Here is a 13178-nt window from a genome sequence, read left to right on the forward strand (position 1 = left end):
ACCTACAGCGTGATAAATTGAGGGCCTTAGCTTAAAGCAAAACACAGCATTAGTTAATTAAGAATTGTTGCGAGACCCTGCTGGGTCAAATATTCTTTAACCAGCTCACGCACTTGGAAGCCGTTTGATAGGCTCAGCGCTTTAGCAAGTAATTGATCTAAATCGGCCCGCGCAACACGTCGCAATAGATAATTGATCCGCGCTAAACTGCCCTGATTCATACTCAACTGATCGTATCCCATAGCCACCAGCAAAATGGCCCCCATAGGTTCGCCCGCTAACTCTCCACAGATACTAATATCGAGTTTATGGTATCGACAATCGAGGTGCGCCTGATGCAAAGCCCGCAATATTCCAGGATGATAACTGTCAAATAACGAGCTCACCCGCGGGTTATTACGGTCAACAGCCAGCAAATATTGGGTTAAATCATTACTACCAACAGAGACAAAATCCACTCGTTTTGCCACATCATCCAACTGATATAACATGGCAGGCACTTCGAGCATAATGCCTATTCGTGGCATCACTATGTCGCTGTTAACATCGTTTTTTAATTCGACATAGGCTTGTTGCAAATATTCTAAGGATTGATCGATTTCATCTAAGTTGCTGACCATAGGCAGCAAAATACTTAACTGTTTACCGTCTCCCCCAGCCTGTAGCATGGCCCGTAACTGCACCAAAAAAAGCTCAGGATGATCCAGAGACAAGCGAATACCGCGCCATCCAAGGAAAGGATTGTCTTCTTTAATCGGGAAATACGGTAAAGGTTTATCGCCTCCCACATCTAAAGTACGCATCACCACAGGTCGACCGGACGCTGCCGATAAGACCTGTTGATAGACTTTGACTTGCTCAGATTCACTCGGGAAGCGCTGTTGTAACATAAAAGGAATTTCAGTGCGATAAAGCCCAATACCGTCGGCGCCCTCTGCAATTTCAGAGGCCACACCACTGAGTAATCCCGCATTGAGATACAAGCGAATACGTGAACCATCTAAGGTTACAGAAGGCAGCGCTAATTCTTGGGCATACTGGCGTTGCAAGGCTTTTTGTGCCGAAATCAGGCTACGATACTCACCGACAATCGCAGGTGATGGCGACACCAATAACTGACCACGGCTTGCGTTTACGACTAAAAGTTTTTGGTCAATATTGGCGGATAACAGTTGCTCTACACCTGTAATAGCAGGCACACCTAAGGCACGGGCTAAAATGGCGGCATGGGAGTTTACGCCACCAAGCTCAGTGACAATACCCGCAAGCTTTTGCCTTGGGAACTCAGCCAACATAGTCGCATCGGCTTCACGGGTAATGAGGATTACAGGTTTATCGGGCTCAAGCTCTAGACGTTCTGGCTCAATAAGTTGGCGCAATACTTTTTGACCTAAGTCGCGAATATCGCTAGCCCGCTCCTTAAGGTAAGGGTCTTCCATTGCTAAAAACTGTTGAATATAGCGTAGAGACACTCGGCTCACCGCCGACTCAGCAGCCCAGCCTAATTGCACTTCACGGGTATATTCGCCGCCTAAACTAGCATCATCGAGCAGTAACTGTAATGCATTGAAAATGGAGACAACTTCGTCATCTTGCTCGCGATCAAACCGTTGAGATAAGGCACCTATTGCTTCTTTACAACGCACCATAGCCGTGGTTAAGCGACTCGATTCATAGGCAATATCGTCAGAACGCATCTCAGGCTGTTCAAGGGGAATTTCCCCACCAAGCACGAAGGCATACGCAATGGCGATACCGTTTGATGCTGAAGTACCTTGAAACAGAATTTGTTGGTGATGGGAGCTGACTTGTGCTTTTTGTTTTAAGCCACGCACCGCCATCGCTAATTGGGCGGCGAGCGTCATCAGGAAGGCTTCTTCGCCCTCACTAAATTGGCGAGCACTCGCCTGCTGTACCACTATCACCCCTACCACAGCCTTCTGGTAGATAATAGGTACAGCTAAAAAAGCGCGGTATTCTTCTTCGGCGACTTCAGGAAAAAGCTTAAACCTTGGATGAAGCCGAGCATCCGCTAAATTAACGGCCTCTTCTCGCTGGGCAGCAAGTCCAACTAAACCTTCAGTCAGCGGCATACGTACTCGACCAACGGCGCTTTTTTCAAGACCATCGGTTGCAGATAACACGAGTTCTTGCTCTTCTAGGATATAGATGGAGCAACATTGGGTTTCCATCGCCGCTTTAGTCGATGAAACTAAGATTTCTAATGCGGTTTCCAAACTGTGGGCAGATGCCACAGCCTGAGTAATATCCCTAAGCGTATTTAACACTGTTTTCAATCCTCTTTTGAAATCAGCCCGTTGTTTTTTGTCTTCCCCGTTTCCTAGGTATTTCTAGGGTTTGGAATGACAATGCCGTTACCGCAAACTCTTTCATCACCTTACGATAAACATCACGCTTAAATGACACGACTTGCCGCACAGGATACCAATAACTTACCCAGCGCCAATCGTCAAATTCAGGATGCCCAGAAGAACTCAAATTAATCGCACTATCTTGGCTTTTCAGTTGTAACAGAAACCACTTTTGTTTTTGCCCGATACACACAGGTTTACTGTCTTGCCTCACTAAACGCTTTGGCAAACGATAGCGCAACCAAGAACGTGTCGAGGTTAATATATGCACGTGTTCAGGTCTTAGGCCCACTTCTTCATACAACTCACGGTACATAGCCTCTTCTGCTGTCTCGCCATCATCGACGCCACCTTGAGGAAATTGCCATGAGTGTTGACCGAAACGTCTAGCCCACATGACTTGGCCATATCTATTACAAATTATAATGCCCACATTTGCGCGAAAGCCGTCGCTATCAATCACATGGACTCCAAATCACATTAAATTTTAATAAACTGATTGTTTCATAAAGCTAGTCTCTCAGCAAACCTCTATTTTATCCTAAGCTTTGGATAACATCTGACTTAAAAGACATTTATCAACAACGCTAGGGGATGAAATCCGGGGATATCCACATTTTCTGTGGATATCTCTGTTTGAAACTCAGGTGAACTTGTTATAACGTTCAAAAAACATCTATTTACCATCATTTTAAAAAATTAGAGTTAAAACTTAATAACAAATAAATTCATAGCCTTGCATTTTTATCACGATTTATTTTAGACTGAAAAACCAATAAAGCTCATTATTTGACCAGCAAGAAGTATTTCTATCATTCTCGCGATATAACTCAACTTTATACACAAATAGTGTCCACAACTGTCCACAAAAGCCAGAATAAATGCACTTTATTCGCATTGACTTAGGGTTTTTATTAGGTTAAGAGGCTCACTTTACTGAGTTATCCATAATATCTGTGGATAAGTATGTGGGGAACGCAAGGGAAAGCAGAGAGTAACTTTGAACACTTTTTTGCAAAACGGGGGTTAACACGGATATAAAATTTAAAATCAGTCACTTAGAATAAAAACATTCGGTACAAGTTAATCCACCCTGTAGGGCTCATTTTTTAACCACCATTGCTAAGCAGTTATTTTTAAGTAAAATCCAGCCATGAATCGAATTATCCCCCCCGAGAATCTATCTGAACTACTCGAACGTGCCAACATGATGGCGGGCGTGAGTTTGGCGCAGATAGCAAGCCAAAGAAGCATTCGTGTCCCCAAGGATCTTAAACGCAATAAAGGTTGGGTCGGTCAATTAATCGAAATGGAATTAGGCGCAACGGCGGGTTCTAAACCTGAGCAAGATTTTCTGCATTTAGGGGTCGAGCTTAAAACTATCCCCATTGATACACAGGGGCGACCGCTGGAGACCACTTATGTCTGCGTGGCGCCGCTATCGAATATCCAAGGATTAACCTGGCAAAACAGCTTAGTCTGCCATAAGTTACAGCGAGTACTTTGGGTACCCGTTGAAGGAGAGAGGCATATTCCTGTGGGTGAGCGCCGTATAGGTACGCCAATATTGTGGGAACCGGATCCGCACGAGTTGCAATTACTGCAACAGGATTGGGAAGAGATCATGGAGCTTATCGCCCTCGGAAAAGTAGAGAGGCTTACAGCGCGCCACGGAGAAGTGCTGCAATTGCGACCTAAGGCCGCGAATAGTAAGGCGTTAACACAAAGCATTGCCGAAGATGGTAGCCTCAAAATGACCAACCCTAGGGGCTTTTATTTAAAGACCAGTTTCACTGCTATAATACTTAATAAGGTATTTGGTTAATTTTTAGTAACGATATGGACTTGGATTGATCCAGATCACAAATTTCACTGGCACTAAGGTGACTCTTTTCTATAAACTACGGCATCCTGAAATCACAGCCGTATTCGGATACCAATCAAGCAGTGAGAGCACGTAGACAAGCGAAAAAACTCCTTTTTGCGATTTTAGCTTGGGCGATTGCCATGGCTGCATTCGTGTTTTTTCGATATGCCCAATCACCAGAGCTGCCCCAATGGGCGGTAAGTTCGGCTGATCTCGCAACACTTGCTATCTACATGGGGATTATTTTCGGCAGCTTACATTGGATGTCGAACGTCATTGCCGATTTCAGTGCAATCAATCGTCTCCCCTATGTGTTTTCAGTCATCTTTAAGGGCTTGTTTTTATTACTGGGTGCTACGACGTTAGCTTATATGACTCAGTTTTTAAATATGTGGGCCATCGAAAATCACATGTCGACCCTCAGACAAATGCTGACGGCGCACATTCTCTATAGTCCTTCATTCCAAGCATTGATCGTATATTTGGTCGTCGTACGAGTCAGCTTAGCTTTTGTCGAACAAATGGCATTATTAGTCGGGCCGCGTATTTTACTCAACATAGGCCTTGGTAAATACCATAAGCCAAGATATGAGCAGCGCTTATTCCTCTATTTAGACATGGTCGCCTCAACCACACATGCCGAATCACTTGGCGATTACCGCTTTAGTCGATTGATCCAAGACAGCTTTAGTTTACTTTCAGATACTGTGTCCAATAACGAAGCTGAAATCTACCGCTATATGGGAGATGCAGTGCTGCTTCACTGGCCATTAGAAGAAGGGATAGTTCACGACCGCTGCATGAATATCTATTTTGAATTTAGCCAACAACTGAACTGGCAACGCCGCTACTTTGAAGAGCATTATGGCTTTGTGCCGAAATTTAAAGCGGCGGCCCATTGTGGCCAAGTCGTCGCTGCAGTTGTTGGTGTACAGAAACAAGAAATTAGTTTCTTTAGTGACGTGCTCAATACCTTAGCAAGACTGCAAGACCAATGTAATCCACTAGGACAGCGCATGTTGATTTCGGGTGCACTCGCGGGACGTTTAGATAACCCCAACACTCAGTATCACCTATCAAATCTAGGCCCAGTCAAACTCAAAGGGAAACAACACTCAATTGAAGTGTTTGGCGTTTCCCCGCTCTGATTTGTAATCGACTTTAAGCTTTAGCTTGAATTAATGCTTTGCAGTTACAGTCAGTTTATTCCTCGTCCTTAGTTAATAATTTTTGGATCATTAAACCTAAAGTGCGGAAAGTTAAGATCCGACTGGTGGTTTGACGCCAGACCAGGCCGATATCACGGTAAGGTGCCTCACCCGGTGGCGTCATCACCACTAAATCTGTGTCATTCAAAATACCCGCATCAATCGCCATTTGCGGAAGAAACGTGGTGCCCAGTTTACTGTTCACCATCTGCACTAAAGTATGCAAACTGGTGGCGGCAAACGGATTGACTTTCGCACTATCACCTAGCTGACATGCAGTAATAGCATGGCCTGTGATGCAATGCTCACTTTGCAGAAGAAAAATGCTCTCGTCCGGCAGAGTTTGATAATCAATAGGTTGATGTATGCCACCCGCTAAATCTTTGTGGGCAACCATTTTGAAAGGATCTATGCCCACTTTCATGCTGTGGTAACCGCTAGTATCAACGGGTAGCGCTAGGATCAATAAGTCCAGCTCTCCTTTACCCAAAGCATCTAGCAAACGCTCAGTGGTATCTTCCTTCAATAATAAACTCATCGCCGGATAAGATTGCTGACACTGGCGGATCACACGACTCAATAGGAAAGGCGCTATGGTTGGAATACAGCCTAAGCGAATATCCCCCGTCATCGGCTCACCTTGATTTTTCACTAATTCCACCAAATCATCCACATCAGTGAGAATTTTACGGGCGCGCTGCACCACTTCTTCACCAATGGCGGTAAACATAAATGACTTATGGTCTCGCTCAATCAACTGATGTCCTAACTGCTCTTCTAGGTTTTGGATCCCACTTGAAAGCGTTGATTGACTGACAAAACACACCTTAGCGGCGCGGTTAAAATTCTGCTCTTGATGGAGATTCACCAAATAGAATAAGTTTTTTAAGCTAGGTAAACTTTTCATTTTCTCGATTGCCATTAAGGTTATGAATTAAGAAATTAAATCTACTTTAGCATAAGTGATGAGCAATAACGCGGCATAAGATATCAGGATTGTGACCCGAATCGATATTCAATCGGTTCGCCGTAAAACTTAAGTGGGAGTAACAAAATAAGATGGGAAAAGCACTAACAAGAAAATGTCGAAAACAACAAACTTAATCGTAAAACCAATGCAAGATTCACTCAATTGAGCGCAACAATAGACATTATTGCTGCGCCTTAACGTACCTTAGCAAATAATATTTTATGCTTTGGCTTGGAGGAATAACTTTAACTGTTGTAAATCTGCACTCGCGTGTTCAACGATGTCAGCAACCCAAGAGCCATGTTCAGCATCCCATCTTGCTTCTTCGCCATGCTGTAATAATTGGGCGATTTGCTGAATACGTTTTAACCCCACAGAACCTGCAGCACCTTTAAATTTATGTGCTTCTGAACATAAGGTATCTTTGTCTGCTGCGTCGTTAGCCTTCACTAGATTTCCAACATATTCAGGCATTAGCTGCTCAAATAACACCACACTCTTGAGTAAGGTACCGGCACCAATGGCGCTGCAGTACTGTTCGAGAGTATTGAGATCTAGGATTGCTTCTAATTCAACTGTGGCCATAAGGCCTCCCTTAAGTAGTTCAATGCTTAAAACGAATTTATCACATGATACCCACTAAAATTGTCAGTGCAACTTATAGCGATATTCATGGTCTAATTCAGATTAAAATTAACAAAAAACAAACTAATAGTCGTAAATAAACGCTTACGAAATAATAGCGACGACATAACATTTAGGGAGTAAATTTATCCCACTAACTTGCCTCTATCGTTGCGCTAATGCGTGCCCTTGTCCACCATAAAGCTGCAAATTATCCACAATCGCCACCAATCCATCCCAACGATAGGCACACCAATCGGGTGCTAATAGCATAGGTTTTTTCGCATAAGCGGTGACACGGTGAAAAATCACTTCCGCGGGAGTATGGCGGATCATCTCGCCGACACTGTGAGCATAATCCTCAAGACTCAATAAAGGTAAGCGCCCACTTCGCCACGACTTAGCCATAGTGCTACCTTCGACGATATGCAAAGGATGTAGCTTCAAGCCATCAACGCCCTGCTGCAATACAGCAGCTAAAGTCGCCATATAATCGCTATGGGTTTCATCGGGTAAGCCAAGAATGAGATGAGTGCACACCTTAAGACCGCGAGCTCTCGCCCTCGACACAGTGTCACAATAACAAGCGAAATCATGGCCACGGTTAATTCTACGCAGTGTTTCATCTTTGGCTGTTTGCAACCCGAGCTCTAACCACACATCGACACCATTTTCCTGATAGCGCGCCAGTAAATCCAGTACATTATTCGGCACACAATCGGGGCGAGTTCCAACACATAAACCGACTATCTCGCCATCTTTAACCGCTTCATCGTACTTAGCCATTAACACTTGATATTCATCGTAAGTGCTAGTGTAGGCTTGAAAATAAGCAATAAATTTATCGGCTTGTGCCTGAGGCTTCGCCTCACGATAGCGGCTCTTACCCTGTTCGAGTTGCTCAGTAATACTCAATACATCGGCGGTTTGATGGCTAAATGACGCCACATTACAGAAAGTACAACCTCCACGCCCTAAAGTGCCGTCACGGTTAGGGCAAGTAAACTTGGCATCTATAGTAAGTTTTCGCAGTCGGGTGCCATATCGCGCCTTACAAACGGCACCAAAGGTGTTCACATATGCATCAAGCCCCATCAGAGCACCCACCAAATTTCATATCGCTTCATTGAGAATAACCAAGATAAAATCACAAATAGAAAAGAAAATACGTGAACAAATAGAAGAAAAAGCTTAGTGTAAATAAGGTAGCGAGAGTTTTCTTGGCGCTACATCAAATTCCCGCCTGACTCATACCGTTATTATCATAAATGTGCGCATCCTCAAATTAGCCAGCTTACCGCTGAGATCTTGCTCACATCAAAAATGAATAACAATTCAACAATTTTAATTTTTTATCTATTTACTGTGTTTGCAATAAAAATCACTATTTCTAAATCAAAAACAATCCCATCAGCATGTTACACCTTGGTAAATTTTGAGTTTGATAGTTTTTAAAATTCTTTTTATTCATAATGTTATACGGCACATTTTACTGTTGACGTTAACGTAAGGCAATTGTGATTTGTGTATGAAACATGAATTAATACCCATGTTTTATGCAAATTTTTGGTTTGACCTTTATTGAATCTCAGGCTAATTTGGGTGGTTCGGGTGCATATCTATAGAAAGTCTTTACATTTTCTCCCCGAGTAGTAATCAGTTGAGGTCTAGGGAGGTTTTTGTATGAGCTTATATCATCCCAGTTTTGAGCGGGACAATTGTGGTTTTGGGTTGATAGCACAGATGGATGGCGAAGCCAGCCACCGTATAGTGCGCACGGCAATCCATGGTCTAGATCGCATGAAGCACCGAGGGGGCATTGCCTCCGACGGTCGCACTGGCGACGGCTGTGGTTTATTAATGCAATTACCCGTGCAATTTTTTGAAGCGATTGCCGCGGAAAATGATTGGCATTTGAGCAGAAAATTTGCCGTAGGTATGCTGTTTTTAAGTCAAGATGATGAACTGGCTGACCAAGCCAAGTTTATTCTTGAGCGCGAACTCGAGCGTGAAACCTTAAGTATTGCAGGCTGGCGCAAGGTGCCTGTCAATCCCGATGTGTTAGGTGAAATTGGCAAGGCTAGCCTGCCACAAATCTATCAAGTGCTGATCAACGCCCCCATTGGCTGGCGTGAAAAAGACTTGGAACGTCGCCTTTATATGGCGCGTCGCCGCCTAGAGCAGCAGATCACCGACGACAAAGACTTCTATGTCGCGAGTTTGTCAGGCCAAGTTATCGTCTATAAAGGTCTGATGATGCCTGTAGACTTGCCCGCGTTTTATCCCGATCTCGCGGACATTCGCTTAAAAAGCTCTATATGCCTATTCCATCAACGTTTCTCAACGAATACTTCTCCTAAATGGCCATTAGCTCAGCCGTTTAGATATTTAGCCCATAACGGCGAAATCAATACGATTACGGGTAACCGTCAATGGGCCCGCGCCCGTGCCTATAAGTTTAATTCACCGCTACTGCCAGATTTGCAGCAGGCCGCTCCCTTTGTGAATGAAACAGGCTCAGACTCTTCATCTTTAGATAACATGCTGGAAATGCTGTTATCTGGTGGCATGGACTTATACCGTGCCATGCGTCTATTGATCCCGCCTGCTTGGCAAAGTAATCCGGAAATGGATGACGAATTAAAAGCCTTCTACGACTTTAACTCTATGCACATGGAGCCTTGGGATGGTCCGGCAGGTATTGTGATGACCAACGGTCGCCATGCCGCCTGCGCTGTTGACCGTAATGGTCTGCGTCCATCACGTTATGTGATCACAAAAGATCGTATTTTGACCTTAGCTTCCGAAGTCGGAATTTGGGATTACGCCGCCGATGAAGTGATTGAAAAAGGCCGTGTTGGGCCTGGCGAATTGCTGGTATTAGATACCTTGAACGGCCGCCTGTACCAATCCTTTGAAATTGATAACGATCTTAAACGCCGCCACCCTTACAAAGAGTGGATGGCGAAAAACAGCCGTACTTTAACGCCAGCGGAAGATTTAGCCTCTGAGCAGCACGGTGCCAGCGAGTTAAGCCCTGAACTATTGTTGCAATACCAAAAACAATTTGGCTATACCCGTGAGGAATTAGAACAAGTTATTTGGGTATTGGCGAAGCAAGGTGAAGAAGCCACAGGTTCTATGGGCGACGACACACCTATGGCGGTCTTGTCGAAAAAGTCACGTTCCCTGTATGACTATTTTAGGCAGAAATTTGCTCAAGTAACGAATCCCCCCATAGATCCATTACGTGAAAAGCACGTCATGTCATTGACCACTTGTATTGGCCGTGAACAGAACCTCTTCAATGAAACGACTGGGCATGCTTACCGGGTGATGTTCAATTCACCTATTTTATTATTCAGTGATTTTAACCAGTTACTGGGATTAGATAGCACTTACTATCGCGCCAATATTGTCGATTTAAATTACGAACCACAGGAAGGCTTAGAAAGCGCCATTCGCCGCATCACAGCCGAAGCCGAGCGTTTGGCCCGCAGCGGCACGACTTTGTTGATCCTTTCGGATAGAGCCATAGGTAAAACGGCGCAAGTGATCCCCGCGGCCATGGCGGTCGGTTCTGTGCAGCAAATGCTGGTGAATAAGAGCCTGCGCTGCGACACCAATATCATAGTTGAAACCGCATCGGCGCGAGATCCGCACCACTTTGCCGTATTACTTGGCTTTGGTGCCACGGCGATTTATCCATATTTAGTGTATGAGTCAATTTCCGAACTGGCGAAACGCCATGACTTAACCGATACCACGGCATTGATGTTGAACTTCCGCTACGGCATCGAAAAAGGCTTGCGTAAGATCATGTCCAAAATGGGCATCAGCACTGTCGGCTCCTATCGTTGCAGCCAACAATTTGAAGCCATAGGCATTGCCAGCGAAGTGATCGAACTGTGCTTTAAAGGCGTAATTAGCCGCATTGAGGGCGCAGGCTTTGCTGAAATCGCCCAAGACCAAGCGATTCTGCACAAAGCCGCCTACCGTGCCCATGTGCCATTACCGCAAGGTGGCCTGCTGAAATACGTTGAGGGCGGCGAGTATCACTGCTTCAACCCTGATGTGGTCAACACCTTGCAAGCGTCATTGATTGACAAAGACTTCGCGAGCTATAAAAAATTCGCCGAACTCGTCGACAATCGTCCCGTGGCCACACTGCGTGACTTAATCGGTATTAAGGGCGCACAAACATCGATTGATATCGCTAACGTCGAAGGCGCAGCGGGCTTGTATCAACGCTTTGACAGCGCAGCCATGAGTATCGGTGCTTTGAGCCCCGAAGCCCATGAAGCGCTGGCTATTGCAATGAACCGCTTAGGCGGCCGCTCGAACTCAGGTGAAGGTGGTGAGGATGCTCGCCGCTTTAATACTGAACGCAACTCTGCAATTAAACAGATTGCCTCGGCACGCTTTGGCGTCACGGCGCATTATTTAGTTAATGCCGATGTGTTGCAGATTAAAGTCGCCCAAGGGGCAAAACCCGGTGAAGGTGGCCAGTTACCCGGCCATAAAGTCAGTGTTGAAATCGCCGGACTGCGTCATGCACGTCCTGGTGTGACCTTGATTTCACCGCCGCCGCACCACGATATTTACTCTATCGAAGATTTAGCCCAGCTGATTTTCGATTTGAAGCAAATCAACACTAAAGCACTGATTTCAGTGAAACTCGTATCAGAACCCGGTGTCGGCACGATCGCCACTGGTGTGGCCAAAGCCTATGCGGACATGATCACGATTTCAGGGTATGACGGCGGCACAGGTGCTAGCCCAATTACCTCAGTGAAATATGCGGGCAGTCCATGGGAGCTAGGGTTAGCCGAAGTGCATCAATCGCTAGTGGAAAATGGTCTACGCCATAAAATTCGCCTGCAGGTCGATGGCGGCTTAAAAACCGGTACCGATGTGATTAAAGCCGCGTTATGGGGCGCCGAAAGCTTTGGTTTTGGTACTGTGCCTATGATCGCCCTAGGTTGTAAATACCTGCGTATTTGCCACTTGAACAACTGTGCGACTGGCGTAGCAACGCAAGATAAAAACCTGCGCGACAACCATTACCATGGTCTGCCAGAGCGAGTGATGACTTACTTTGAGTTTGTTGCACAGGAAGTTCGTGAATGGATGGCGACCTTAGGGGTGAGTAAGTTTGAAGACCTCGTTGGCCACAGCGAATGGTTATATGCCCTCGAAGGTCAAACCGCGAAGCAACAAGGGCTCGACTTATCGCCGATTTTGTATCAACCCAAGGTGCCAGCAACCTCGTCACGCACTTGGCAAGAAACCAATCCACCGGCGGATTTAGGGCTGCTTAACCAGCATTTATTAAACGAATGCCAAAGCGCCGTCGATAAGGGCGAGAGTTTCGATGCAGCTTACAGCATCAACAACACAGACCGTTCCGTTGGCGCGACGTTGTCAGGCTATATCGCGAGCACACTCGGCGTCAAAGGCACCAAAGCGCCGGTCAAACTGAGCTTTAACGGCAGTGCCGGCCAAAGCTTTGGCGTGTGGAACAGCCCAGGCCTTGAGTTAAAACTCTGCGGCGATGCCAACGACTATGTGGGTAAAGGCATGTCTGGCGGCCAGATTGTCATATACCCGCCTATTGGCAGCCCGTTCCAAAGTGAGCGCAGCGCCATTGTCGGTAACACGTGTCTTTACGGCGCGACGGGCGGCAAGTTCTTCGCCGCAGGTCAAGCAGGCGAGCGTTTTGCAGTCCGTAACTCTGGGGCGATTGCTGTGGTTGAAGGGCTTGGCGATAACGGCTGCGAATACATGACCAGCGGCATTGTGGTTGTCCTTGGTAAAACAGGGGTGAACTTCGGCGCTGGGATGACAGGCGGTTTTGCCTATGTGTTCGATCAATTCGGCCGCTTCAATCGCCGTGTGAATACTGAGCTTGTCGATACTCAAAAACTCGAATCACCGATCCATCAACAACATTTAAAAGGTCTGATTGAAGCCCACGTGGCCGAAACGGGCAGCGAACATGCCAAGATGATCTTAAGTGATTTTGGTAACTGGTTAGATTGCTTCGTATTAGTAAAACCTAAAAATATTGCCGTGGCCGATCTGCTCAAATTAGAGAAATCGAGCCCAGAATTAGTTGTAAAAGCGGGGTAATGGCG

8 protein-coding genes are annotated in these 13178 nt (G+C 45.7%); 3 read left to right on the forward strand and 5 right to left on the reverse strand.

The window, feature by feature from the left end:
- Positions 1-53 precede the first annotated feature (53 nt).
- Both ptsP and rppH read right to left on the reverse strand, forming a co-directional pair.
- Positions 54-2288, reverse strand: a complete 2235-nt coding sequence (ptsP, locus tag L5L91_RS10900) for a phosphoenolpyruvate--protein phosphotransferase (RefSeq protein WP_263191507.1) — start codon at positions 2286-2288, stop codon at positions 54-56.
- Positions 2289-2310: 22 nt separating this feature from the next.
- Positions 2311-2835, reverse strand: a complete 525-nt coding sequence (gene rppH / locus L5L91_RS10905; protein ID WP_006080762.1) for an RNA pyrophosphohydrolase — start codon at positions 2833-2835, stop codon at positions 2311-2313.
- A 690-nt stretch (positions 2836-3525) separates the two neighbouring features.
- Between rppH and mutH the strand changes: the two genes are divergently transcribed.
- Together mutH and L5L91_RS10915 are read left to right on the forward strand one after the other, a co-directional pair.
- Positions 3526-4197: a DNA mismatch repair endonuclease MutH gene (gene mutH, locus L5L91_RS10910; RefSeq protein WP_263184805.1), complete on the forward strand. Its 672-nt coding sequence runs from the start codon at positions 3526-3528 to the stop codon at positions 4195-4197.
- Positions 4198-4319: 122 nt separating this feature from the next.
- On the forward strand, positions 4320-5387 hold the full coding sequence (locus L5L91_RS10915; RefSeq protein WP_105249866.1) for an adenylate/guanylate cyclase domain-containing protein: 1068 nt from the start codon (positions 4320-4322) through the stop codon (positions 5385-5387).
- A gap of 55 nt (positions 5388-5442) precedes the next feature.
- Here L5L91_RS10915 and oxyR read toward each other — a convergent pair whose 3' ends face one another.
- From oxyR to L5L91_RS10930, 3 genes are all read right to left on the reverse strand, one after another.
- Positions 5443-6354 carry a hydrogen peroxide-inducible genes transcriptional activator OxyR gene (gene oxyR, locus L5L91_RS10920; RefSeq protein ID WP_105249867.1) on the reverse strand — a complete coding sequence of 304 codons (912 nt, stop codon included), beginning with the start codon at positions 6352-6354 and terminating at the stop codon, positions 5443-5445.
- A gap of 282 nt (positions 6355-6636) precedes the next feature.
- On the reverse strand, positions 6637-7002 hold the full coding sequence (locus L5L91_RS10925) for an Hpt domain-containing protein (RefSeq protein WP_028760840.1): 366 nt from the start codon (positions 7000-7002) through the stop codon (positions 6637-6639).
- Positions 7003-7206: 204 nt separating this feature from the next.
- Positions 7207-8136: a TIGR01212 family radical SAM protein gene (locus tag L5L91_RS10930; RefSeq protein WP_263184806.1), complete on the reverse strand. Its 930-nt coding sequence runs from the start codon at positions 8134-8136 to the stop codon at positions 7207-7209.
- A 588-nt stretch (positions 8137-8724) separates the two neighbouring features.
- Between L5L91_RS10930 and gltB the strand changes: the two genes are divergently transcribed.
- Positions 8725-13173, forward strand: coding sequence for a glutamate synthase large subunit (gene gltB / locus L5L91_RS10935; protein ID WP_263236499.1), 4449 nt, complete (start codon positions 8725-8727; stop codon positions 13171-13173).
- Positions 13174-13178: the final 5 nt, after the last annotated feature.

Origin of the sequence: Shewanella sp. SM55 (assembly GCF_025654025.1) — a bacterium.
Taxonomy (GTDB): domain Bacteria; phylum Pseudomonadota; class Gammaproteobacteria; order Enterobacterales; family Shewanellaceae; genus Shewanella; species Shewanella oncorhynchi.

Excerpts from the sequence above, each read along its gene's own strand:
- oxyR (WP_105249867.1), bottom strand. The coding sequence starts at position 6,354 with ATGAAAAGTTTACCTAGCTTAAAAAACTTATTCTATTTGGTGAATCTC.
- gltB (WP_263236499.1), top strand. The coding sequence starts at position 8,725 with ATGAGCTTATATCATCCCAGTTTTGAGCGGGACAATTGTGGTTTTGGG.
- L5L91_RS10925 (WP_028760840.1), bottom strand. The coding sequence starts at position 7,002 with ATGGCCACAGTTGAATTAGAAGCAATCCTAGATCTCAATACTCTCGAA.
- mutH (WP_263184805.1), top strand. The coding sequence starts at position 3,526 with ATGAATCGAATTATCCCCCCCGAGAATCTATCTGAACTACTCGAACGT.
- L5L91_RS10930 (WP_263184806.1), bottom strand. The coding sequence starts at position 8,136 with ATGGGGCTTGATGCATATGTGAACACCTTTGGTGCCGTTTGTAAGGCG.